Origin of the sequence: Microbacterium sp. 5K110 (genome assembly GCF_005774735.1) — a bacterium.
In the GTDB taxonomy this organism is placed as follows: domain Bacteria; phylum Actinomycetota; class Actinomycetes; order Actinomycetales; family Microbacteriaceae; genus Microbacterium.
Genome location: NZ_VBUM01000022.1, coordinates 19,173 through 42,224 on the forward strand (window position 1 = coordinate 19,173; position 23,052 = coordinate 42,224).

General features: G+C 71.4%; 20 protein-coding genes and 1 pseudogene. 15 read left to right on the plus strand and 6 right to left on the minus strand.

Going from position 1 to position 23,052, the window contains the following annotated elements:
• Window positions 1-19: 19 nt before the first annotated feature.
• The 7 genes from FE256_RS07320 to ccsB all read left to right on the plus strand — a co-directional run bounded on the left by FE256_RS07320 (window position 20) and on the right by ccsB (window position 6,011).
• The gene (locus tag FE256_RS07320; protein ID WP_138174244.1) at window positions 20-412 is read left to right on the plus strand and encodes a DUF6264 family protein; all 393 of its coding nucleotides are present in this window, start codon (window positions 20-22) and stop codon (window positions 410-412) included.
• A 97-nt stretch (window positions 413-509) separates the two neighbouring features.
• Window positions 510-1,196 (plus strand): DedA family protein, encoded by a 687-nt coding sequence (locus FE256_RS07325; RefSeq protein ID WP_138174246.1) that lies wholly within the window; start codon window positions 510-512, stop codon window positions 1,194-1,196.
• Between the two features lie 87 nt (window positions 1,197-1,283).
• Window positions 1,284-1,928: a histidine phosphatase family protein gene (locus tag FE256_RS07330; RefSeq protein WP_138174248.1), complete on the plus strand. Its 645-nt coding sequence runs from the start codon at window positions 1,284-1,286 to the stop codon at window positions 1,926-1,928.
• Window positions 1,928-2,521 carry a TlpA family protein disulfide reductase gene (locus FE256_RS07335; RefSeq protein ID WP_138174250.1) on the plus strand — a complete coding sequence of 198 codons (594 nt, stop codon included), beginning with the start codon at window positions 1,928-1,930 and terminating at the stop codon, window positions 2,519-2,521. Before FE256_RS07330 ends, FE256_RS07335 begins: the two co-directional genes overlap by 1 nt.
• Window positions 2,518-3,267, plus strand: a complete 750-nt coding sequence (locus tag FE256_RS07340) for a cytochrome c biogenesis CcdA family protein (RefSeq protein ID WP_138174252.1) — start codon at window positions 2,518-2,520, stop codon at window positions 3,265-3,267. The genes FE256_RS07335 and FE256_RS07340 overlap by 4 nt, the downstream gene beginning before the upstream one ends.
• 13 nt (window positions 3,268-3,280) lie before the next feature.
• Window positions 3,281-4,990, plus strand: coding sequence for a cytochrome c biogenesis protein ResB (resB, locus tag FE256_RS07345; protein ID WP_138174254.1), 1,710 nt, complete (start codon window positions 3,281-3,283; stop codon window positions 4,988-4,990).
• 4 nt (window positions 4,991-4,994) lie between these two features.
• Window positions 4,995-6,011, plus strand: coding sequence for a c-type cytochrome biogenesis protein CcsB (ccsB, locus tag FE256_RS07350; protein WP_138174256.1), 1,017 nt, complete (start codon window positions 4,995-4,997; stop codon window positions 6,009-6,011).
• Window positions 6,012-6,347: 336 nt separating this feature from the next.
• On the opposite strand, the gene FE256_RS07355 is transcribed toward ccsB, so the two are convergent.
• Window positions 6,348-8,432, minus strand: coding sequence for a YhgE/Pip domain-containing protein (locus tag FE256_RS07355; protein ID WP_138174258.1), 2,085 nt, complete (start codon window positions 8,430-8,432; stop codon window positions 6,348-6,350).
• A complete protein-coding gene (locus FE256_RS07360; RefSeq protein WP_138174260.1) occupies window positions 8,429-11,326 on the minus strand; it encodes an MMPL family transporter in 2,898 nt (965 codons plus the stop codon). Before FE256_RS07360 ends, FE256_RS07355 begins: the two co-directional genes overlap by 4 nt.
• A 126-nt stretch (window positions 11,327-11,452) precedes the next feature.
• On the opposite strand from FE256_RS07360, the gene FE256_RS07365 reads away from it, so the two are divergent.
• On the plus strand, window positions 11,453-12,079 hold the full coding sequence (locus FE256_RS07365; protein WP_138174262.1) for a TetR family transcriptional regulator: 627 nt from the start codon (window positions 11,453-11,455) through the stop codon (window positions 12,077-12,079).
• On the opposite strand, the gene FE256_RS07370 is transcribed toward FE256_RS07365, so the two are convergent.
• Window positions 12,066-13,067: an o-succinylbenzoate synthase gene (locus tag FE256_RS07370; RefSeq protein ID WP_138174264.1), complete on the minus strand. Its 1,002-nt coding sequence runs from the start codon at window positions 13,065-13,067 to the stop codon at window positions 12,066-12,068. The two genes, FE256_RS07365 and FE256_RS07370, sit on opposite strands and share 14 nt — an antisense overlap.
• 47 nt (window positions 13,068-13,114) lie before the next feature.
• On the opposite strand from FE256_RS07370, the gene FE256_RS07375 reads away from it, so the two are divergent.
• From FE256_RS07375 to FE256_RS07390, 4 genes are read left to right on the plus strand one after another with little or no spacing between them, the layout of a single operon-like run.
• Window positions 13,115-13,912, plus strand: coding sequence for an LLM class F420-dependent oxidoreductase (locus tag FE256_RS07375; protein ID WP_138174266.1), 798 nt, complete (start codon window positions 13,115-13,117; stop codon window positions 13,910-13,912).
• A gap of 5 nt (window positions 13,913-13,917) precedes the next feature.
• Entirely contained in the window at window positions 13,918-14,820 is a 903-nt protein-coding gene (locus tag FE256_RS07380; RefSeq protein WP_138174268.1) for a 1,4-dihydroxy-2-naphthoyl-CoA synthase, read from the plus strand.
• Window positions 14,821-14,848: 28 nt separating this feature from the next.
• A complete protein-coding gene (locus tag FE256_RS07385; protein ID WP_138174270.1) occupies window positions 14,849-16,000 on the plus strand; it encodes an AMP-binding protein in 1,152 nt (383 codons plus the stop codon).
• 11 nt (window positions 16,001-16,011) lie between these two features.
• Window positions 16,012-16,983, plus strand: a complete 972-nt coding sequence (locus tag FE256_RS07390) for a 1,4-dihydroxy-2-naphthoate polyprenyltransferase (protein WP_138174272.1) — start codon at window positions 16,012-16,014, stop codon at window positions 16,981-16,983.
• A gap of 20 nt (window positions 16,984-17,003) precedes the next feature.
• Here the strand turns inward: FE256_RS07390 and FE256_RS07395 are convergent, their stop codons facing one another.
• Complete coding sequence (locus FE256_RS07395; protein ID WP_138174274.1) at window positions 17,004-17,315, minus strand: DUF4229 domain-containing protein; 312 nt, start codon at window positions 17,313-17,315, stop codon at window positions 17,004-17,006.
• A gap of 74 nt (window positions 17,316-17,389) precedes the next feature.
• Between FE256_RS07395 and FE256_RS07400 the strand changes: the two genes are divergently transcribed.
• From FE256_RS07400 to FE256_RS07410, 3 genes are read left to right on the plus strand one after another with little or no spacing between them, the layout of a single operon-like run.
• Complete coding sequence (locus FE256_RS07400; protein WP_138174276.1) at window positions 17,390-17,818, plus strand: PLD nuclease N-terminal domain-containing protein; 429 nt, start codon at window positions 17,390-17,392, stop codon at window positions 17,816-17,818.
• Between the two features lie 2 nt (window positions 17,819-17,820).
• Window positions 17,821-19,596 carry a 2-succinyl-5-enolpyruvyl-6-hydroxy-3-cyclohexene-1-carboxylic-acid synthase gene (menD, locus tag FE256_RS07405; protein WP_394529750.1) on the plus strand — a complete coding sequence of 592 codons (1,776 nt, stop codon included), beginning with the start codon at window positions 17,821-17,823 and terminating at the stop codon, window positions 19,594-19,596.
• 54 nt (window positions 19,597-19,650) lie between these two features.
• Window positions 19,651-20,508, plus strand: coding sequence for a polyphosphate kinase 2 family protein (locus tag FE256_RS07410; protein ID WP_138174278.1), 858 nt, complete (start codon window positions 19,651-19,653; stop codon window positions 20,506-20,508).
• 3 nt (window positions 20,509-20,511) lie between these two features.
• On the opposite strand, the gene FE256_RS07415 is transcribed toward FE256_RS07410, so the two are convergent.
• Window positions 20,512-21,726 (minus strand): isochorismate synthase, encoded by a 1,215-nt coding sequence (locus FE256_RS07415; RefSeq protein WP_252370936.1) that lies wholly within the window; start codon window positions 21,724-21,726, stop codon window positions 20,512-20,514.
• Between the two features lie 188 nt (window positions 21,727-21,914).
• Window positions 21,915-23,052 (minus strand): annotated as a pseudogene (locus FE256_RS18145) (hypothetical protein); the annotation flags it as partial.

Sequence of the window (23,052 nt, forward strand, 5' to 3'; positions counted from 1 at the left end):
CGTCTCTAGGATGTGGCTCGTGACCTACTCCCTCTCCCCGGAGTCCTATCGGATGCTCCGGCCTGAGCGGCCGTCCCGCCCCGCGCGGCGGGCGTGGGATCTCGTGCTCACGATCGTGCTGCTCGTCCTTCTTCCGCTCGCGGCCCTGGCCTGTTCGTACGCCGGGTTCTTCCTCGCGTTCGCCTCGGACGCGTGCGGGTCGATGACGTGCAATTTCGGGCTGATGAACGTCGGGTTCTGGTCCGCCGTCATCGCCCCGTGGGTCGTGCTGCTGCTCGCCGTCGTTCTCGCGATCGTGCGTCTGGTCCGTCATCGCGTGAGCTTCTGGGTGCCGCTGGTGGGCGTCGTGGCGATGGCGGCGACGTGGTTCGTCGCCGCGGCGATCGTCAGCGCCGGGGTCTCGGCATCCTGAATCGCCTGCACCCCTCACAGGTGCTGCGAAGCCGCTGCCCGTAGTCTCTCGGCGGGCGCCCGGACGGGCGGCCGATCACCGAGCGCGAAGGCACCCGATGACCGACAGCACCCTCTCCCTGCACCGCGCGTCCGCGGATTCCTCGTCGGGCGACCAGTCCTGGCTGACCTCGCTGGCCGACTGGACCGTCTCGCTCATGGAGGTCATCGGACCCGTGGGCGCGGGCATCGCGATCGCCCTCGAGAACCTCTTCCCGCCGCTGCCGAGCGAAGTCGTGCTCCCCATGGCAGGCCTCACCGCGAGCCGCGGATCGTTCACCCTCTTCGAAGCACTGCTGTGGACCACGCTCGGGTCAGTCGTCGGCGCCTTCGCGCTCTACGGCCTCGGCCGCTGGCTCGGAGTCGACCGCCTGCGGGCGATCGCGGCGAAGGTTCCGCTGCTGCACCCCGAAGACGTCGACCGCACCGTCGCCTGGTTCGAGCGGCACGGCGGCAAGGCGGTGTTCTTCGGACGGATGGTGCCGATCTTCCGCAGCCTCATCTCGATCCCCGCGGGGGTGTCGAAGATGCCGCTCTGGCGGTTCGGGCTCCTGACGGCCGCCGGCAGCCTCATCTGGAACACGATCTTCGTCCTGGCCGGCTACCTCCTGGGCGAGAACTGGCACGTCATCGAGCAGTACGCCGACATCCTGAAGTACGTCGTCATCGTGGGCGTGGCCGTGGGTGTCGCGTGGTTCATGTACGCGCGGATCCGGTCGCTGCTGGCCTCCCGCCGCGACGCCTGAGCGCGGTGCCGACGAGGTAGGACGGCGTCGAACCAACGGCCGCCCCCGCTCAGCCGGCCCACAAGACGCCACCGTAGACTGGACGCCGTGCCCGCCGACCGCCTTCATCTCGTGCGCCACGGGGAAGTCCACAACCCCCGCCGCGTGCTCTACGGGCGGCTCCCCGGTTTCGGTCTGAGCGTCGACGGACGCCGAATGGCTCGGCAGGCCGCCGAGTACATCCGCGGCCTGGAGCGACCGGTCAGCGCGCTCGTGGCGTCGCCGCTGCAGCGCACGCGCGAGTCCGCCGAGCCCTTCGTCGAGCTGTTCGGCATCGAGCCGTTCATCGACGATCGGGTGATCGAGCCCACCAACGTCTTCGAGGGCCGGCGCATGAAGCAGGCCCTCGCGAACCCGCTGAACTGGCGGCACCTCGCCCGGCCCGCCGTCCCGAGCTGGGGAGAGCCGTACGAGCGCGTCGTCGCGCGCGTGACCGAGGCGATGGCCGACGCGTGGGAGCGCGTGCCCTCGGGCGACGTCGTGGTGGTCTCGCACCAGCTGCCCATCTGGGTCACGCACCTCGCCCTCTCCCACCAACCCACCCGCCACGACCCCCGCAAGCGCCGCTGCGCGCTGTCGAGCGTGACGAGCTTCGAGCGGCGAGACGGCGCCGCCGGGACGTCCCGCTGGGTCGAGGTGGCGTACGCCGAGCCGGCCGCGACCGCCGGAGCCGTCGACGTAGGAGCCGTCTGATGCGCCGAATCCTCTCGCTCGCCGTGACCGCGGCGCTGGCCGTGACACTGGCGGCATGCAGTGCCGACCCGCTCGCCGATCAGTACCGTGCCGGTGACAACAAGGGGTACATCGCCGCGAACGGGTTCCAGACGCAAGAGATCGCGCCCGACCAGCGCGGTGAGGCGGTCGAGTTCTCGGGATCGCTCGACAACGGTTCCGCGGTATCCAGCGCCGACTTCGCCGGACAGGTGCTCGTGGTGAATTTCTGGTACGCCACGTGCGGTCCGTGCATCATCGAAGCCCCGCGTCTCGAGCAGGCTTACCAATCGTTCGAGGGTCAGGGCGTGTCCTTCCTCGGGATCAACACGTACGACCAGCCCGCCACCGCGCTGTCGTTCGCGCGCGACAACGGGGTGTCGTACTCCAGCGCCATGGCCGTCGGAGACGCCGAACTCAAGCTCGCCTTCGCCGAGAAGACGCCGATCAACGCCACCCCCACGACCCTCGTGCTCGACCGGCAGGGCCGGGTCGCCGCCCGCGTGATCGGCGAGCTGCCCGAGGCGTCGATCCTCGAGGCCATGGTGCGCACCGTGCTCGCGGAGAGCGCGTGAACCCGGGAGCCCTCGTCTTCGACGGAGCACTGTGGCTCGCCCTGCCCGTCGCTCTCGCGGCCGGGCTGATCTCCTTCCTCTCCCCGTGCGTCCTGCCCCTCGTGCCGGGTTACCTGGGTTTCATCGGCGGATCCGTCGCGCCGCGCGGGGGCTCGGCATCCGCCCCCGGTCGCGGGCGCCTCGTCGGCGGGACGCTGCTGTTCATCGCCGGATTCACACTCGTGTTCATGGCGGTGAACGTCCTGGGCGGCACCGTGGGCCTGTTCTTCCTGCGCTACGCCGACGTCATCACCCGCATCATGGGCGTCGTCATCATCCTGCTCGGACTGGTGTTCATCGGCCTCTTCGGCCTCGCCCAGCGCACCGTGCGGCTCCGGGCGCGCGGCAACCTCGGCCTCATCGGCGCTCCGCTGCTGGGCATCGCCCTCGGCGTGGGCTGGACCCCGTGCATCGGCCCGACGCTCGCGGCGATCCTGTCGGTGTCCTACAACATGGGCGACCCGGGGCGGGCCGCGCTCCTGGGCTTGGCGTATTCGCTGGGGCTCGGCATCCCGTTCCTGCTCCTCGCGGTCGGCTTCGGCTGGGCCACGCGCTCGGTGGCGTTCGTGCGGAAGCACATCCGCGTCGTCAACCTCATCGGCGGCGGCCTGCTCATCGCGCTGGGTCTGCTGATGGTGACGGGAGTCTGGGGCTCGTGGATGTCGAACCTGCAGGGGGTGATCGGCAGTGTCCAGCTCCCGCTCTGATCGAGGGAACACCGTGACCGAATCCACCGACGGCGTGCTCCGGCCCTCGGACCACGCCGACTCCACGTCGCCCTCCGGCGACGACGTCGCCTCGCCCCGCCTCGGGGTCGTGGGCTGGCTGCGCTGGGGATGGCGTCAGCTGACCAGCATGCGCACCGCCCTCGTGCTGCTGCTGCTGCTGGCCATCGCGGCTGTCCCCGGTTCGCTCGTGCCGCAGCGCAGTGCCGACCCGAACGGTGTCACGCAGTACTTCACCGACAACCCCGACCTCGCGCCGGTGCTCGACAAGCTCAGCCTGTTCGATGTGTACACCTCGCCGTGGTTCTCGGCGATCTACATCCTGCTGTTCATCTCGTTGATCGGCTGCGTGCTCCCGCGCACCAAGCACCACTGGAAGGCCCTGCGCTCGCAGCCCCCGCGCACGCCCGCGCGCCTCGCGCGCCTGGACGATCACCGCACCGTCACCGTGCCGGTGCCGGCGGGGCAGGATGCCGCCTCCGTCGCGGCCACGGCCGTCGACAGTGCCTCCGCGCAGTTGCGGAAGGCCGGCTACCGCGTGGCCCGTTACGACGGGCGCGGCACCTTTTCGGCCTCGGCCGAGCGCGGGTACCTCCGCGAGACCGGCAACCTCGTCTTCCACGCCGCGCTGGTGGGCGTGCTGATCGCCGTCGGCGTGGGCGGCGGCTTCACCTACACGGGCCAGCGCGTGCTCGTGGAGGGTCAGGCGTTCACCAACAGCCTGCTGGACTACTCCTCGTTCAACCCCGGCCGCTTCGTCGACAGCAACGCCCTCGCGCCGTACTCCATGACCCTCGACCGCTTCGACGTGCGCTACGTGCCGCCGGGACAGCCCGGATCGGGGCAGGCCGGCGACTTCGCCGCCAACGTCACGACCCTGACTCCCGACGGCGAGCGTCAGGACGGACAAGTGCGCGTCAACCACCCGCTCGACGTGCAGGGCGACCGCGTCTACCTGCTCGGCAACGGGTACGCCCCCACGGTCACGATCCGCAACGCCCAGGGCGAAGAGGTCTTCCACGACTCGGTCGCCTTCCTCCCGCAGGATGCCAACATGACCTCGCTCGGCGTCGTCAAGGTCGCCGACGGGATGCCCGAGCAGCTCGGTCTCATCGGGTTCTTCTACCCGACGATGGACACCCTCGACACCGGAGCGCTCACGTCGACGTTCGGAGATCTCGAGTACCCCGTCCTGACGCTGCGCGTCTACGCCGGAGACCTCGGCATCGACGACGGCACCCCGCGGTCGGTCTACACCCTCGATCCCAGCGGCATGACGCAGATCGCCGGCGGCGACAGCGGCACCCCCGCCCTGCGGCTCATGCCCGGCGAGACCCAAGACCTGCCGAACGGCCTCGGCACCATCACGTTCGAGAACGAAGCGCCGGCCGGGGCGACGGGATACCAGGGTTCGGTCAAGCGCTTCGCGTCGCTGTCGATCCACCGCGATCTCGCCGGCCCCTGGGTGCTCGGGTTCGCCACGCTGGCGACCCTCGGTCTGCTCGCGGCGCTGTTCGTGCCGCGTCGACGCATGTGGGTGAAGGCGACGCCGAAGGACGGCGCGGTGCTCGTCGAGTACGCCGGCCTCGCCCGCGGCGAGGACCCCACTCTCGCCGCCGCCGTCGACCAGGTCGTCGAGCGCCACCGCCCCTCGCTTCCGGTCCCGGAAGATCAGACCCGCCCCGACACCGGAAAAGTAGACTGACACCATGCCCGGAACCGACCCGCTCCTCCTCGATGAGATCTCGCTCCTTCTGGTGTGGACGGCCGTCGCGATCTACGTGCTCGCCTTCATCGCGTACGCGATCGACCTCGCACGGCGCTCCGACCTCGCGCTGAAGGCCAAGGACGAGGTCGTCGCGCGCGAACTCGTCACGGCGGGTGGTGGCGGTGTGCTCGACGCGTCCTCGGGGTCGACGGCATCCGGGAACACCCCCGCGAAGCCGCGCTACCTGTGGGCGCGCATGGGCACGGCCCTCACGGCCCTCGGCTTCCTCTTCCACCTCGCCGGTACAGTGCTGCGCGGAATCGCCGCCGAGCGCGTGCCGTGGTCGAACATGTACGAGTTCGCCCTGACCGGTGTGCTGCTGGTCGTCGCGGTCTACCTCATCGTTTTGACACGCTTCGATCTGCGCTTCCTCGGCTCGCTCATCACCGGCCTCGCGGTCGTGCTGCTCGGCGGCGCGACGCTCGCGTTCCACGTCGAGGTCGTGCCGCTGGCCGACCCGCTGAAGTCGGTGTGGCTCGTCATCCACGTGTTCGTCGCGTCCCTCGCCACGGCGCTGTTCGCCCTGGCTTTCGGCCTCTCCGTGATGCAGCTGTTGCAGGCGCGCCGTGAGCGCAAGCTCGCCGCCGCCGCCTCTTCGGATGCCGCAGCCCCGCGCCGGAGCTTCCTGCAGACGCTGCCGACGGCCGACGCCCTGGAGTCGCTCGCCTACCGCTTCGCGATCGTCGGCTTCATCTTCTGGACCTTCACCCTCATCGCGGGCTCGATCTGGGCCAATGACGCGTGGGGCCGCTTCTGGGGCTTCGACACCAAAGAGGTGTGGACCTTCGTCATCTGGGTCCTGTACGCCGGCTACATCCACGCCCGCGCGACGCGCGGCTGGCGCGGTACCCGGTCGGCCTGGCTGTCGATCATCGGCTTCGCCGCCGTGCTGTTCAACTTCACGATCGTCAACGTCTTCTTCAAGGGCCTGCACGCCTACTCCGGTTTGACGTCCTGACACCCCGCCGCTGCGTGGCCGTCGCTGCCTGAGCAGCGGACTGTGCCCGGTGCCCGTGGGGCCGAACTCCTGAGAAACCGGGGACCGTGGGGGTTTCGGGCGCACGTCTGGTGGCGGGGCTGCCCCGAGCTCAGGAGTTTCGGCCGGGGTCGCGGCATCCCGCTGGCCACGCGTGGGGGCCGAACTCCTGAGAAACGGGGGCCGTGGCGGTCGCGGCCACGGGCACAGCGCCTCACGGCTCGAAACTCAGGAGTTCGGCCGCCGAGTATGCCCCGACTGCGCGGCCCGGGCTGGGCGGTCGACACCCCGCCGCCACCGCTCCGACCGCGCGCCCGCCTACGCGGGCTGGGCGGCGGCGCGGAGCGATGCGGTACGACGGCGGACCACGACGAGGGTCGTCACGATCAGCGCGAGCGCGGCCCAGACGACCAGACCCACGATTCCCGCGCCCACCCCGCCCGAGGAGGCGAGGGCGCCGAGCATCGACGCGTACGCCGGGGAGGTCGGCAGAAGCGAGGCGAGGCCCGCGAGCACCGGTGGGACGGTCGAGACGATGTTCGCCGCCAGGGCCAGGGCGCCTACGATCGCGGCGATCCAGCGTCCGGCGCCCCCGAAGAGGGCGACGAGCGCCTGGTTCACTGCGGCGAAGGCGACTCCGGCGACGACGCACACGAGGGCGAACAGCGCCCAGTCTCCCCAGTCGAAGCGGGATGCCACCTGCACGACTCCCGCGACGAGCAGACCCTGCACGGCGCCGATGATCGCGGCGGGGGCGAAGCTGCGGAGGGCGACGAGCCCCGACGCGCGCCGACTCGTGAGCGATCGCGCCGACACGGCCTGGAAGGCGACGTACGAGGCCACGCCGCCGAACCACAGCACGGCCATCGCGAGCAGCGGCACGGCGGCGGTGCCGAACAGCGAGTCGCTGACACCGTTCGCCGACACGGGGTCTGCGACGATGGCGGCGAGGCTCTTCGCTTGCGCGTCGGTGTAGGTGGGCAGCTGCGCGACCGCCGTGTCGAGGCCGTCGGCGAGGGATGACGTGCCCGAGGCGACCTGCTGCACGCCGTCGGCGAGCTGGCCCGCGCCATCCTCGGCCCCGGAGGCTCCGGATGCCACCTGGGCGGCGCCGCTGCTGAGGCCCGCCGCACCCGTGCCGAGCTGGCGTGTGCCGTCGGCGACCTGGCTCGCCCCGCCCGCGAGGCCGTCGATGCCGCCGGCGATCGTGTAGAGACCGTTCGCCGCCTTCGTCGCGCCCCCGGCGAGGCCCCGGGCGCCGTTCGCGAGCTGCTGGTTCGCTTCCGCGATCGACCTGATTCCGGCGGGGAGCTGCGCGGCTTCACCGGCGAGCTCGCCGATCTGCGTCACGGTCGCCGTCGCCTGCGGCAGCGCCGCGTTCGCGTCGGCGGCGGCGGCGCGCAGGGCATCGCACTGCGCGGGGGTGCCCGTGCAGTCGTCGGCGGCCTTCTGCAGCGCGGCCGCGGCCTTCACGAGCGCGTCGTTCACCTGGGGAGCGGCTTTCGACAGGTCGGTCGCCACCTGCGCGAACTGCGGCGGGATCCGGTCGGCGAGGGCGTTGACGTTGGTGGCGAGCGCCTGGTTGCCGTCGGCGATGCCGTTCGCGCCCCCCGCCAGGTCACCGACACCCGCGGCGGCTTCGCGCGTGCCACCGGCGAGGGCCGTCGCGCCCCCCGCGACCTGGGCCGCGCCGTCGGCGAGCGGACCCGTTCCCGCGGCCAGCTGCTGCGCGCCGGTGGCGAGTTGCCCGGCGCCGTTCGAGAGCTGCCCGAGTCCGTCCTGCAGACCGGTCGCGCCCGCGGCGGCCTGGCCCGCGCCGTCGGCGAGCTGGTGCGCGCCGCTGGCCGCGGTGCCCAGCTGTTGGCCGAGCGTCGTGAAGCCGAGGAACACGTTGGTGAGGTACTGCGAGGACAGCTCGCTGCCGAACACCGTGGAGGCGGTGGTGGCCAGCTGTGCGGTGATCGCACCGTCGACCACTCGCGCGTTCGGTGCCGTCTCGACGCCGATCGTCGCGCGTTCGGGTGTCTCACCGGGGCGGGTGGAGAGGGCGGCCGAGGTGAAGTTCTCGGGGATCGTGACGACGGCGGTATAGGTGCCGTCCTCGAGACCGGCGGCGGCGTCCGCGTCATTGGAGATGACCCAGTCGATGTTGCTCGGCTGGTCGTCGGCCCCCTTCACGAGGCCGCCCGTCAGCTGACGGCCCAGTGGCACGAGCTGGCCGTTCAGTTCGACCGCCTTGTCGTCGTTGACGATCGCGGCGGTGATGTTGTCGAGGCGGTCGGTCGGGTTGTACAGCGCACCGACCAGGATGCCGCCGATCACGGCGGGGAGCAGGAGCACACCGATCAGCGTGAGCCAGGTCACGGGGCGGCGCGAGCGGGAGCGCTCGACGGGGACGGTCATGCGAACACCTCGGAGAGATCGGGGGAGGACTCGGGGGCCGGGCGATGCCGGTGGGGCGCAGGCAGCGCGAGCGAGGTCACATCGGGCCGATGCGCGTCGGAGAGGAGGGCGAGCGCGCGGCGTTCGTCGCGGGCCGACACGACGAGCGTGAAGGCCGACCCGGCGTCGTCGTTGCGCTCGCGCGCCTCGACGGCGGCGCGTCGCAGCGTCTCGGCGATGTCGGCGCGGGCATCGGCGTCCAGCCGATCGACGTCGCACAGGACGGCGAGGCGGGTCCGGCCGGCGACGGCGCGGGCGACCTCGTCGACGGCGGTTTCGGCGTCGTCCAGCAGCGCCACACCGACGCGGGAGCGCACGGCACCCGCGCGTTCGGGGAGGAGGAGCCCGTCGACGCGCAGGCGACCCTCGAGCGTCGACAGGCGGCCTGCGAGTGCGAGCAGCAGCGGGCGGGTGACGCGCGTCTCGCCGGTGACGAGCAGCGTTCCGCCGTAGCCGAGGCGCAGGTTCACGTCGGCGAACGCGGGTTCGGCGTCGTCGGAGGCCGGGGTCGCGCGCAGGTCGTCGGCGGCGATCGCGATGGCGGGCTCGCTCGGCCAGTCGGACAACCCCAGTTCGCGCTCGACGGCCTCACCCTCGACGTCGAGTTTCGGGAGCAGTCGGTCGAGCCAGCGCGGCATCCACCAGGCCTTCGCGCCCAGAAGGGCGAGCACGGCGGGGACCAGGGTCATGCGCACGAGGAACGCGTCGACGGCGACGCCGACAGCGAGGCCGAGGGCGATGGGTTTGAGGCTCGAATCGCCCTCGGGGACGAACGCGACGAACACCGAGAACATGATCACGGCTGCGGCCACGACCACACGCGCTGAGCCCACGAATCCGCTGCGGACGGCGCCGAGGGCCACTTCGCGCGGCGTGCGACCCTCGCGGTCGGCGTGCACGTAGTCCTCTCGCATACGCGAGACGAGGAACACCTGATAGTCCATCGCGAGGCCGAACAGCACACCCATCACGACGATCGGCATGAAGCTGATGACGGGGCCGACCTTGGCCACGTGGAGCGCGTCGGCGAACCACCCCCACTCGAACACCGCGGCCACGACGCCGAAGGACGAGGCGACCGACAGCAGGTAGCCGGCCGCGGCGGTCAGCGGCACCCAGATCGAGCGGAAGACGATCATGAGGAGGATCAGCGAGAGACCGACCACGAACACACCGAAGGGGAGGAGCGCCGCTCCCAGCTGATCGGAGATGTCGATCGTGACGGCGGTGTAGCCGGTCACCAGCAGCCGCACGCCGAACTCGTCGTACAAGCGGTCCTCGGCGGCGCGGAGCTCGCGCACGAGGTCGGCGGTGCGCGGGTCCTCGGGGCCGGTCTCGGGCACGATCTGCACGATGCCGGTGTCGGCGGTCTCGTTCGGGGTCGCCAGGGCCACCTCTGCGACGCCGGGGATCTTCGCGACCTCGTCGCCGATGTTCTGCATCAGCGTGAGCGGATCGTTGGAGGTCACGATCGTCCCGGTCATGATGAGCGGGCCGTTCGCGCCCGGGCCGAAGTACTCGTCGGTCAGTTCGTAGGCGGTGCGCGCTTCGTTGCCCGGGGTCAGCTGGCCGGCGGTCGGGAGGGTGAGGGCGAGGCTGCCGGCGGGGATGGCTGCCACCCCGAGAAGTCCGATCACGGCCACGGACGTGACCACAGGATGCCGCGTCACCAGACCCACCCAGCGGCGGGCGGGGCCGTTGCGCGCGGCCCGGACCTTCTCGGCGGCGATCTTCTCTCCGCGGTCCGCGGCGGCGGCCGCGAGGGCGTCGGTGTCCTCCTGTGCCGACATCCCCCGGCGCCGGCGCGCGCTCGTGCGCTTCTTCGCGAAGCCCCAGCCGACGACGCGCCCCTTCGCGAACCCGAGGAACGCGGGCGTCAGGGTCAGTCCGATGCACACGGCGATCGCGACGGCGACCGAGGCGGCGACGCCCATCGTGGTCAGGAACGGGATGCCGGCGAAGCCGAGGCCGATGAGCGCGATGAGCACGGTGATGCCGGCGAACACGACGGCGGATCCGGCCGTACCCGTGGCCCGCGCGGCGGATTCCTCGGGGTCCATCCCGCCGCGCACTTGGTCTTGATGTCGCGACACGATGAACAGGGCGTAGTCGATGCCGACCGCCAGCCCCAGCATCACCGCCAGCAGCGGGGTCGTGGAGGAGACGGTCGCGAAGCCGGTGGCGATGAAGATGAGTGCGACCGAGAGCGCGACACCGAGGATCGCGGTGGCCAGCGGCATCCCGGCCACCAGGAGCGACCGGAACGTCAGCATGAGGACGATCGCGGCGATGACCACGCCGAGCGCTTCGGTGATGCTGGGCGCGGGGAGTTCGGTGGCGAAGAGCTGGCCGCCGAGCACGGTGTGCGACCCGGAAGGCAGGTCGGTGCCGAGCGTGGCGCTGAGCTCGCGCAGGCCGTCCTCGGTCGCGGTGGGAACGGCGGTGGACTCGCCGGAGAACTGGATGCGGATGATCGCCGCGCGGCCGTCGTCGGACACGCCGCCGGAGACCCGTTCGTCGAAGGGGTTCGTCACGGCCTCGACGAAATCGAGCTTCTGGATGTCGGAGACGGTCGTGCCGATGGCATCCTGATATCCCTGGTCGCGCACGGTCGTGCCGTCCGCGGAGACGACGACGATGTCGGCGCTGGCCCCGCTCACCTGCGGGAACGTGCGAGAGAGCATCTCGAGACCGGCTTGCGACTCGGTGCCGGGGATCGCGAAGGTGTTGTCGGTGCCCTTGGCGAACAGGGCGACTCCGCCCCCGGCGAGGACGAGGATCAGCAGCCAGGCCGACAGGACGCGCCACGGGTGACGGAATGACCAGCGGCCCAGGGTGTACAGGAATGTGGACACGGTGGCTGCTCCCGGAAAGTCGGCGGATGGTCGATACAGCACCGTATCGGATACAACAATGTATCGTAGTGACTCGGGGTGGGCATCAACCTGAGTCTCGCCCGTGAAGCCAGAAGGAGTCGGGGCATGACCGACACGGCACCGGCGCCGTCGCGTCGACGCGAGAACACCCGCACGCGCCTGATGGATGCCGCGGCCCAGATGTTCGCCGAAGAGGGCATCGACGCCTCATCGGTCGAGGCGATCTGCGAACGCGCCGGATTCACCCGTGGTGCCTTCTACTCCAACTTCGCGTCCAAGGAGGAGCTCTTCCTCGCCCTGTGCGAACGCTCCGGCGAGACGACGCTGTCGGCGGTCCGCGAGCGCATCGAGTCGCTCGAGGTACGCGGCCTGGATGCCGACATGGAAGTGCGCAACCTCGTGCAGGAGGTGCTCGAGGTCGCCGGACACGATCGGCTGGACGTGCTGCTGGGCGCGGAGATCCGCATGCAGGCGCTGCGCAACGCCGACTTCGCCGAGGCCTATCTCGCGCTGGACCGGGGGCTGTCCGACAACGTCTCGCACCTCATCCGCGACGTCGCCCACGCGCGCGGCCTCGCGCTGCGCGTGCCCCTCGACGAAGCGACGGATCTGCTGCTGTCGACGTGGGTGTCGGTGTCGGAGCACGCGCTCATCACGCGAAGCGACCCCGACGGCGCACGCCGCGATCTCGCCCACCGGCTCTCGCACATCGTGGCGCTCATCCTCGAGTGACGTCCGCCTGCAGGATCCGGTAGCACCGCGCGAGCCGCTGCAGCCACCAGTCGCACCGATCGGCGGGAGCCTCGACGCGGTCGAGCCCGGACGTCGTCGGGAACGGACGCGTGACCGCCAGGGCGCCTGCCCGGGGGCGCAAGGGCTCGGCGATGACGTCGGCGGTGAACAGGGCGGCGGTGCCCAGCCCGCAGTCGTACTCCAGCTGGGGCAGCGCGGCGGCGAGGGCGAGCCCCATCGACAGGCCGATCGAGGTGTCCAGGGCGCTGGAAACCACGGCGGGCAGGCCCGCTTCCGCCACGATCGCGATCGCCGCGCGCACGCCGCCCAGCGGCTGCGCCTTGATCACCAGCAGGTCGGCGGCGCCGGCCCGGGCCACGCGTAGCGGGTCGGCGGCCTTGCGCACGCTCTCGTCGGCGGCGATCGGGATGTCGAGGTAGCCGATGCGCTCGCGCAGCTCCGCGAGCTCCTCGACCTCGGCGCAGGGCTGCTCGACGTACTCGAGGTCGAATCCGGCCAGGGCGTGGACGGCGCGCTCGGCCTCGTCGACGTTCCAGCCACCGTTCGCGTCCACCCGCACGCGGCCCTCGGGACCCATCGCCTCGCGCACCGCCCGCACCCGCGCCACGTCGTCGGCGAGCACCTGACCGGGCTCGGCGACCTTCACCTTGGCCGTGCGGCATCCGTCGTACCGGGCGAGCACCGCGGCGACCTCTGCCGCCGCCACGGCGGGCACGGTCGCGTTGACGGGGATGCTCGCGCGCACCGCGGGGGGAGCGGGATGCCATCCGAAGTCGATCGAGGCCGCCAGCCACGTCGCCGCCTCGGCGTCGTCGTACTCGACGAACGGGGAGAACTCCGTCCATCCCTCGGGGCCCTCGAAGACGACGGCCTCCCGGGTCCGGATGCCGCGGAAGCGGGTCGCGAGCGGGAGGGCGACGACCCGCGCCGTGGCGAGGACGTCGGAGAGAGGGGGGAGCGGGCTCATCGTCCCATCCTGGCCTCCGTCCGGAGCCCCGGGAATAGGCTGGGCCCATGCTCTTCGACACCCCGGTCCGGCTCGGCGTCCAGATCCAGCCGCAGCACGTGCAGTACTCCGACATCCGCGACGCCGTCCTCCGCCTGGAGGAGATGGGCGTGGACGTCCTGTTCAACTGGGACCACTTCTTCCCGCTCTACGGGGACCCCGACGGCGAGCACTTCGAGGCGTGGACGATGCTCGCCGCGTGGGCCGAGCAGACCGAGCGCGTCGAGTTCGGCGCCCTCGTCAACTGCAACAGCTACCGCAACGCCGACCTGCAGGCCGACATGGCCCGCACGATCGATCACATCAGCAAGAAGGGCGGCGACACCGGCCGCTTCCTCTTCGGCACCGGCTCGGGCTGGTTCCAGCGCGACTACGACGAGTACGGCTACGACTTCGGCACCGCCGGCTCGCGGCTGAACGCCCTCGCGAGCGACCTCGACCGCATCGTCGAGCGCTGGGGAAAGCTCAACCCCGCCCCCACGCGCAAGATCCCCGTCATGATCGGGGGCAAGGGTGAGCAGAAGACGCTGCGCATCGTCGCCCGGCACGCCGACATCTGGCACAGCTTCGTCACCCCCGACGAGCTGCCGCACAAGTTCGACGTCATCCAGCGGTGGGCCGAGACCGAGGAGCGCGACCTGTCCGGGCTCCTCGTCTCGAACGAGCTCAAGGACCGTGACGAAGACATGGCCGACGCCCTGTACGACGCCGGAACGCGTCTGTTCACCCTCGGCTTCTCGGGCCCGCAGTGGGACTACTCGCTCATCGAGCGGTGGCTCGCCTGGCGGGACAGCAAGAACGCCTGAGTCCCGTGAACGTCTCCGACATCTTCGACCCGGCGGAGTGGACCTTGGCGCCCGGTGCCGAGGACTACACCGACATCACGGCGCACGTCACGCACGACGGCCGCATCGCGCGGATCGCCTTCGACCGGCCGGAGGTGCGCAACGCCTTCCGCCCTCATACGGTCGACGAGCTGCACCGGGCCCTCGACATCGCCCGGCAGGATCACCGCATCGGCGTCGTGCTGCTCACCGGCAACGGCCCGAGTCCGAAGGACGGCGGGTGGGCGTTCTGCTCCGGCGGCGACCAGCGCATCCGCGGACGAGACGGCTACAAGTACTCGGACGACGAGACCGCGGTCGCCGACCACGGTCGCGCGGGACGCTTGCACATCCTCGAGGTGCAGCGGCTGATCCGCTTCATGCCGAAGGTGGTCATCGCGGTCGTCCCCGGGTGGGCCGCGGGCGGTGGGCACTCGCTCAACGTCGTCTGCGATCTGTCCATCGCGAGCGCGGAGCACGCGCGTTTCAAGCAGACGGATGCCGATGTCGGCTCGTTCGACGCCGGCTACGGTTCCGCGTACTTCGCCCGGCAGATCGGGCAGAAGTTCGCCCGCGAGATCTTCTTCCTCGCGGAGGAGTACTCCGCCCAACGCGCCTACGAGATGGGCGCGGTCAACCGGGTCGTGCCGCACGCCGATCTGGAGCGCGAGGCGCTGGCGATGGCACGGACGATCCTCACCAAGTCGCCCACCGCCGTGCGCATGCTGAAGTTCGCGTTCAACGCCGTCGACGACGGACTCGTCGGGCAGCAGATCTTCGCCGGCGAGGCCACGCGTCTGGCCTACGGCACCGATGAGGCCGCCGAGGGCCGCGACTCGTTCCTCGAGAAGCGCGACCCCGACTGGTCCGACGTCCCGTGGCACTACTGAGCCCCGGATGCCGCGGCCCGGTGCTCCCGTGAGGCTGAAGTCGGTGGCATCCGAGGATCCGCGCGACGTCCTGCGGACGCTCCGACACGCGGTCCTCGGGGCCGGGCCCGCCGTGAGCCTCGGCGGGGGGACGGATCTGCCGGCCGAGGTGCCCGCCGGCACCGCCGTGGTCATCACGACGTCGGGGTCGACCGGGGTGCCCAAGTCCGTCGCGATCGGCCGCAACGCGCTCATCGCGAGCGCGTTCGCGACCGCCGCGCGGATCGGCGAAGGTGCGTGGCTGCTCGCGGTGCCGGCGACATACGTCGCGGGAGTCCAGGTGCTGGTGCGGGCGTTGGCGACCGGGCGCGAGCCCGCCGTGCTCTCCGGGGCCTTCCGCCCCGAACCCTTCGCGGCCGCGGCCCTCGGGATGGCCTCGTACGAGAACGGCTCCCGGGTGCCCACCTACACCTCGCTCGTGCCCGCGCAACTGCAGCGCCTGCTGGATGCGGCCGAGACCGACGCCGAGGTCGCCCGGGCGCTGCGGTCCTTCGAGCGCATCCTCATCGGTGGCCAGGCTCTGCCCGTCTCTCTGCGCGAACGCGCCGACGCCGTCGGGGCGCGGATCGTCCGCACCTACGGATCGACCGAGACGAGCGGCGGGTGCGTCTACGACGGCGTCCCCCTGGACGGCGTCGACCTCGCGATCGTCGACGGCGAGGTGCGCATCTCGGGCCCCACCCTCGCCGACGGATACGTGGGGGATCCCGACCGCACCGGGGAGGTGTTTCCGACCGATGCCGCGGGCGTCCGGTGGTACCGCACCGGGGACGGCGGCGAACTGGTCGACGGCGTCTTGAGGATCACGGGCCGTCTCGACAACGTCATCGTGTCGGGCGGCGTGAACGTCTCGCTCGACCGCGTCGAGGCCGCGGTGCGCGCGCTCCCCGGGATGGAGTCGGCGGTGGTCGTGCCCGTCGCCGACGAGCGGTGGGGCCAGGGATCGGCGGTCGTGGTCGCCGGAGCGCCCGGCCTCGACGAGCAGGTGCTGCTCACCCGCGTGCGGGAGGCGGTCGCCGCGGCCGTCGGCGCGGTCGCCCGCCCGGCACGCGTCATCACGATCGACGCGCTGCCGCTGCTGACCTCGGGCAAACCCGACCGGGCGGCCCTCCGGCGTCGGTTCGGCTCCGCCAGGAATTAGGCTGTCCCTCCGTGGCAGCACAGTCTCGCAAGCGTTCGCGTCCCGCACCGAAACGACGTCCCGGCGGAAACCCCCAGAAAGCGCAGCGTCCCGCGCCGCGGGCAGCGACCCCCGCGACGGCGCGCGACTGGATCGCGGCCGCGCGGCTGCGCACCCTCCCGCTGGCGGTCACGCCCGTCCTCATCGGCACGGGGGCAGCGACACTCGTCGACGACCGCTTCCACTGGGTCATCGCCCTGGCGTGCCTCGCGCTGGCGTTCGCGCTGCAGATCGGCGTGAACTACGCCAACGACTACAGCGACGGCATCCGCGGGACCGACGACGTCCGTGTCGGACCGGGCCGGCTGACGGGCGGCAAGAAGGCAAAGCCGCGAACGGTGCTGATCGTCGCGCTGTCGTTCTTCGCCCTCGCCGCGGTCATCGGTCTCGCGCTCGTGATCCGCACCGGACAGTGGTGGCTCATCGCGGTGGGGGCGGCGTGCATCGTCGCTGCCTGGTTCTACACCGGCGGTAAGCGCCCGTACGGCTACAACGCGCTCGGCGAAGTGTTCGTCTTCGTCTTCTTCGGACTCGTCGCGACCCTCGGCACCACGTGGCTGCAGGTGCAGTCGCTGCCGCAGGAGGCGTGGTTCGGCGCGGTGGCGGCGGGCCTGCTGGCCTGTGCCGTGCTGCTGGCGAACAACCTGCGCGACATCGACCAGGACCGTCTCGCGGGCAAGCGCACCCTCTCGGTGCTCATCGGCCGCCGGGCCACGCAAGCGCTGTTCACGCTGTTCGTGCTCGCCCCCTTCGGCATCGCGGTGTTCCTCGCCCTGGTGTATCCCGTCGCGTGGCTGACCCTGATCGCGCTGCTCGGCGCACTGGCGGCGACCCTCATCGTGTGGACCTACCGCGCACCGCGCGAGCTCGTCACGGCCCTGCAGGTGACGAGCTTCACGTCTGTCGCGTACGGCGCCCTGCTCTTCTGGGCGTTCGTGGCCTGAGCGGGCACCGGCCCGGGCGTTCAGCGGGCGGCGTCGGGCCGTTCGTCGCGCGTGGCGTCGACGGCGGCATCCTCGGCGTCGGCATCCGCCTCGGCCGCGGTGCGGCGGTTCGCCGCGCGCCGTGCCTCGCGGCGGTCGGCGAGGTCGCCGGTCACCTGATCGAGGGGGCGGCGCAAGAACAGCAGCGACAGGCTCAGGCCGATGAGGGCGGCGAAGACCGCGGCGAGCCACGGCAGCTCGCGGAAGATCGGAAAGAGCAGCAGCACGCCCAGCGGCACGAGGAACGCCAGCAGACGCAGCACCGTGTAGACCAGGGCGGAACGGGCACGCATACCCCCACTCTACGACCGCCGCCTCGGGCCCCGGCGCCCGGCCCGTGTCCAGGCAGCACACGTAGAATCGGTGCATGGCACGCCTGCTGCTGATCCTGGCGCTCGTGGCGACCGCGTTCTGGGTCTACACGATCGTCGATTGCGCCGTCCAACCGGCCGCCCGCCACCGCGGGGTCAGCAAGCCCGCGTGGATGGTGATCGTCATCGTGCTGCCGGTGCTCGGTGGCATCCTGTGGTTCGTCATCGGTCGCGGCCGTGCGGGTCGCCCGCTGCTGCGCCGCGCCCCCGACGACGACCCCGAATTCCTCGGCGGCCTCTCCGCTCGCGCCCGAGCCGATCAGGACGAGCGGATCCGCCGGCTCGAAGAAGAGCTCGCGCAGCTCGATTCCGAGGCCGACGACCCGCGGGACACGCCCCCGGCGCCGGGCCCGAACACGGACGGCCCCGGCGGCAAGCCGGGCACGGACGACGACGGCCGCGGTCAGCGCGGCGCCGTCGGCTGACCGTGGCACCGACCGAACGGGGCGCCTCGGCCCCGGCCACCGACGCGGCCGCCGCCCTCCTGGCGGGCCTGGTCTCGCGCGGCGTGCGTCACCTCGTCGTCAGCCCCGGATCCCGCTCGCAGGCGCTCGCGCTCATCGCCGCCGACCTCGAGCGAGCCGGTCTCGTGCGCCTGCACGTGCGCATCGACGAACGCGTCGCCGGGTTCACCGCCCTCGGCATCGCTCGCGAGAGCGGGATGCCGGCCGCGGTGATCTGCACGTCGGGCACCGCCGTCGCCAACCTCCTTCCCGCCGTCCTCGAGGCGCACCACGCGGGGGTCCCGCTCCTGGTCCTCACCGCGGACCGCCCGCCCGAGCTGCGGGGCATCGGTGCGAATCAGACGACGCGGCAGCCGGGCCTGTTCCGCGCGGCCGTCCGGTACGAGGCCGATCTCCCGGTCCCCGAGGAGGTGGATCCGGATGCCACGGCGAAACAGACCGCCGATTTCGACGCCGTCGCGGCGACGGCGCTCGCCGCGGCCCTGGGCGAAGGCACCCGCGCCGCCGGTCCGGCGCACCTGAACATCCCTCTCCGCGAGCCGCTCGCCGGAGCGTCCCCCGAGTGGCTGATCGCCCGCGCCGCACGTCCGGCTCCCGTCGACGCGGTCGCCGACGACGAGGCATCCGGGGCCCTGTACCAGGGCGGGGGCGGGATCGGCATCGCCGACGTGCCGCCCGAGCCCGAGGCCGCCTTCGCCCTCGTCCCGGGGCCGCGGACGGTCGTCGTCGCCGGAGCGGATGCCGGGCCCGCGGCCGAGGACCTCGCCCACCACGGCGGCTTTCCCCTGGTGGCCGAGATCGTCAGCGGCGCACGGTTCGGGCGCCACGTCGTCCATTCGTACCGCGCTCTGCTCCGCGCCCCGGGGCTGGGCGACCGCATCGAGCGCGTCGTCGTGTTCGGCCACCCCACCCTCAGCCGTGAGGTCACGCACCTCCTCGGTCGCGACGACGTGGAGGTGATCGCGGTGCGAGGTCCGGGCGAGCCGGTCAACCTCAATGGCGCGACGCACGCGGTCGACGCGGTGCGGGCGACGGGCGAGGCCGACCGGGTGTGGCTGGGGGAGTGGATGCGCGCGTCGCGCGCCGCCGCGGTCGACCTGACCCCGCCCGCCCCCGATGCGGACGGGCTGTCGTCCGCGGTGCCGCACGAGCGACTGGGCGCCCTCAACGCCGAGGTCGAGGTCATCCGGGCCCCCGTCGATCGGGCGGCCCTCGTGGACGCGCTGTGGCGCGCGACGTGGCCGCACGACCGGCTCGTGTTCGGTTCGTCGCGGCTCGTGCGGGTCGCCGACGACGTGCTGGGCGGCAAGAAGGTCGCGGTGCACGCCAACCGCGGGCTCGCCGGCATCGACGGCACGATCGCGACCGCGACCGGGGTGGCCCTGGCCAGCCAGGACGGCGAGCGCCCCGGCGTCACGCGCGTCCTGCTGGGCGACCTGGCGTTCCTGCACGACGTCGGCGCGCTGCTCCTCCCGCCCGGTGAGCACGAGCCGCGCCTGCAGGTGATCGTCGGCAACGACGGCGGGGGCACCATCTTCGACGGGCTCGAGGTCGCCGCCGTGGCCGGTGACGACGCGATGCGCCGCGTGCAGTACACCCCCCAGAACGCCCGGCTCGAGCAGCTCGCGCTCGCCTACGGGTGGGAGTATCGCCGCGTGACCACGCGGGTCGCGCTCGACCAGGCTCTCACCGCGCCCGCGGGTGGACGACAGCTCATCGAAGTGCCGCTCGAGCGCTGAGCCGGAGGCCGTCAACCTCTGGCGCGGCACGCTCCCACCCGCCACGATGTGACGATGAGCACGCCAAACCGCTGGTCCACGCCCGTCGCCGACGCCCTCCGCGTCGCGCCGGGCTTCCGTCTCGCCGACATCGACACCCGGTCGACCCCGGGGTACGACGCCGACAAGGAGCACGGAAAGGCCGACCTCGATGCCGGCGTCGAGCCGCTGTCCGACCTGCAGGAACGCCTCTTCGCGCAGAGCATCGCCGGAACGGCCACCGGATCGGTGCTGCTGGTGCTGCAGGCGATGGACACCGCGGGCAAGGGCGGCATCGTCAAGCACGTCGTCGGTTCCGTCGACCCGCAGGGGGTCGAGCTGGCCTCGTTCAAGAAGCCCACGGCCGAAGAACTGTCGCACGACTTCCTCTGGCGTATCCGCAAGCGCCTCCCGGATGCCGGTCGCCTCGGTGTCTTCGATCGATCGCACTACGAGGACGTGCTGATCGGGCGCGTGCGCGAACTGGCGCCCGCCGACGAGATCGAGCGTCGCTACGGCGCGATCACGGCCTTCGAAGCCGAGGCCGCCGAGCTCGGCATCCGGGTGGTCAAGGTCATGCTGCACATCTCGAAGGAGGAGCAGCGCGACCGTCTGGCCGCACGCCTGGACCGCCCGGACAAGCACTGGAAGTACAACCCGTCCGACGTCGACGAGCGCGCCCTTTGGGAGGACTACATGGATGCCTACCAGGTCGCGATCGAGCGCACCTCCACGCCTCTGTCGCCCTGGCACGTCGTCCCCGCCGACCGGAAGTGGTACGCGCGCCTCGCCGTCCAGCAGCTGCTCATCGGCGCTCTCGCCGACATCGACCCGCAGTGGCCCGCGGCCGACTACGACATCGAGACCGAGAAGCAGCGCCTCGCGGCATCCTGAGTCCTACGCGAGCGCCTCGACGATGGGCCGGAACTTCACGCGTGTCTCGAGCAGCTCCGACTCGGGCACGCTGTCGGCGACGATCCCCGCGCCGGCGTAGGCGGTGATCGGGGCGGTCGGAGACGACGGCGCGGCGGGATCGATCTGCGCGCACCGCAGGGCGATGGCCCACTCGCCGTCGCCCGAGGCGCCGATCCAGCCGACGGCTCCGGCGTAGCGCCCGCGGTCGAACGGCTCCAGGCGTCGGATGACCTCCATCGCCGTGGCGGTGGGGGTCCCGGCGACGGCCGCGGTGGGGTGCAGGACGGCGACGAGATCGAGCGAGGATGCCGCTTCGGACAGCTCTCCCTCGACGTCGGTGGCCAAGTGCCAGACGTTGGGGAGCTTCAGGGTGAAGGGCTGCTCGGCGGCGGCGAGTGCCGACGTGTGCGGGCGGAGGGCCGCCAGGACGCTCTGCACGGCGAAGCGGTGCTCTTCCTGGTCCTTCGCGCTCTCGGTCAGTGCGAGCGCGGCGGCGACGTCGCTGTCGGCGTCGCCGCCACGCGCGGTCGTCCCGGCGAGCACCCGGGCGGTGACCGTGCCCCGGGACACGGTGACGAGGGTCTCGGGGCTCGCCCCGATCAGGCCGTCGACGGCGAACGCCCAGCAGTCGGGGTACCCCTCCAGCAGCGACCGCGCGAGACGGCGCAGGTCGGATCCGGCGGGGACCGTGCCGACGATGTCGCGGGCGAGCACGACCTTCCCGACCTCACCCACTCCGATCGCCTCGACGGCGTGGTGCACGGCCTCCTGGTATCCCTCGGCGGTCTGCCTCCCGGGACCGAGCGTGGCCGACCAGTGCGGACCGAACGGGGAGCGGGGCGGCAGCTCGGGTTCGGGCTCGTCGGGGGTGTCGGCGAAGGCCAGCCGCGTGACCCACGCGCGACCGCCGTGGCGTCCCACGATCGTGCCGGGAACCCGCAGGATGCTCTCGCGCTCCGAGCGGGGGTCGAAGACGAACGAGCCGAAGGCCACGAGTCCGGTGCCGGGCAGGCCCAGAGGGTCGTCGATCTCGGCGGCGGCGGCGATGCGACGCCACCGATCGGCGATGGTCGCGTCACCCGGCTGCGCGCCCGAATAGCGGATCGTCAGGAGGTCGCCGAAGCCGGCGAGGGACTCGCCTCGGCGGCTCCAGAACAGGGGGTCGTAGCCCGTGGTGTAGTCGAGCACGTCGTCCATCGGGGGCAGTTCCCGGGTGACGACGCGCAGACGGGGCACGAGATCGTCCGCCGGTTGCTGCACCTTCCCACAGTAGACCGCCACTGAGACTCGGGGCATGACGTCCCGTCGTGATCGGCGCGCGGTCGGCACCGTCCGTTCTGGTGCCGACCGCGACTGCGATCACTGGGGCGGGCTCACGTCTCGGTTCAGCACGACGATTGCAGCAGGTAGTTGACGGCGTTGTAGTTGTTCTGGTCGACCCAGGCGGTGGCGGAGCTGACGTTGGTGTCGACGAGCTTCGTTGAGCTTCCGTAGACGTAGTACAGGTTTCCTGTGGGGGAGAGTGCCCAGAACGCGTCGAGCATGGTCGTTCCTGCGGGGAGCGTACCGAGGGTGTAGAGCTTGGCGGCTTGCGGAGTGGTGGAGCCGTTGGCGGCGGCGGTGTTGTACGCCGTCGTGCCGATCAGGTAGGTGACGGTGTTGTAGTTGTTCTGGTCGACCCAGGCGGTGGCGGAGCTGACGTTGGTGTCGATGAGCTTTATTGAGCTTGCGTAGACGTAGTACAGGTTTCCTGTGGGGGAGAGTGCCCAGTACGCGTTGAGCATGGTCGTTCCCGCGGGGAGTGTGCCGAGGGTGTATGCCTTGGCGGCTGGTGTAGCGGTGGAGCCGTTGGGGGCCGCGCTGTTGTATGCCGTTGTGCCGATCAGGTAGTTGACGGCGTTGTAGTTGTTTTGGTCGATCCAGGCGGTGGCGGAGCTGACGTTGGTGTCGATGAGCCTAATTGAGCTTGCGTAGACGTAGTACAGGTTTCCTGTGGGGGAGAGTGCCCAGTACGCGTTGAGCATGGTCGTTCCCGCGGGGAGTGTGCCGAGGGTGTATGCCTTGGCGGCTGGCGCGGCGGTCGAGCCGTTGGGGGCCGCGGTGTTGTACGCCGTCGACGTCACGCTCAGAGTGGAACTCGTCGTCTCACCGGTGGTTGCGAGCGCCGTTATCGTCTGGCTGTTTCCACTCGCGGGCAGATGGATGCCGGGAAGCGCGAGGACGCCTGATGCGGCAGTCGTTCCTGAGTATGTCGTCGTTCCGCCGTCGAAGGTGTACCCGTTCGGAAGGGTGACGACCACGGCTACACCGGCGACTCCCGCGCCGCTCGTGGCATCGGTGGCTTTGACGGATGCTCCGGTGACGGTGGAGCAGCCCGATCCGGTGTAGCCGGTCTTGTCGAATTTCAGCAGGAGGGTCGATGCCGAAGCGGTCGCTGCAGGTGCCACGGATGCAGCCGCGATCACGGGGATCGTCCAGGCGGCGCCTTGGAGGACGGTGCGGCGGTTCAGCTCAGCGGGGGGG

Bases quoted from the DNA above. Each gene is read 5' to 3' on its own strand.
- FE256_RS07325 (WP_138174246.1), top strand. From the start codon at position 510: ATGACCGACAGCACCCTCTCCCTGCACCGCGCGTCCGCGGATTCCTCG.
- FE256_RS07335 (WP_138174250.1), top strand. From the start codon at position 1,928: ATGCGCCGAATCCTCTCGCTCGCCGTGACCGCGGCGCTGGCCGTGACA.
- ccsB (WP_138174256.1), top strand. From the start codon at position 4,995: ATGCCCGGAACCGACCCGCTCCTCCTCGATGAGATCTCGCTCCTTCTG.
- FE256_RS07355 (WP_138174258.1), bottom strand. From the start codon at position 8,432: ATGACCGTCCCCGTCGAGCGCTCCCGCTCGCGCCGCCCCGTGACCTGG.
- FE256_RS07365 (WP_138174262.1), top strand. From the start codon at position 11,453: ATGACCGACACGGCACCGGCGCCGTCGCGTCGACGCGAGAACACCCGC.
- FE256_RS07370 (WP_138174264.1), bottom strand. From the start codon at position 13,067: ATGAGCCCGCTCCCCCCTCTCTCCGACGTCCTCGCCACGGCGCGGGTC.
- FE256_RS07375 (WP_138174266.1), top strand. From the start codon at position 13,115: ATGCTCTTCGACACCCCGGTCCGGCTCGGCGTCCAGATCCAGCCGCAG.
- FE256_RS07395 (WP_138174274.1), bottom strand. From the start codon at position 17,315: ATGCGTGCCCGTTCCGCCCTGGTCTACACGGTGCTGCGTCTGCTGGCG.
- FE256_RS07400 (WP_138174276.1), top strand. From the start codon at position 17,390: ATGGCACGCCTGCTGCTGATCCTGGCGCTCGTGGCGACCGCGTTCTGG.
- FE256_RS07410 (WP_138174278.1), top strand. From the start codon at position 19,651: ATGAGCACGCCAAACCGCTGGTCCACGCCCGTCGCCGACGCCCTCCGC.
- FE256_RS07415 (WP_252370936.1), bottom strand. From the start codon at position 21,726: ATGGACGACGTGCTCGACTACACCACGGGCTACGACCCCCTGTTCTGG.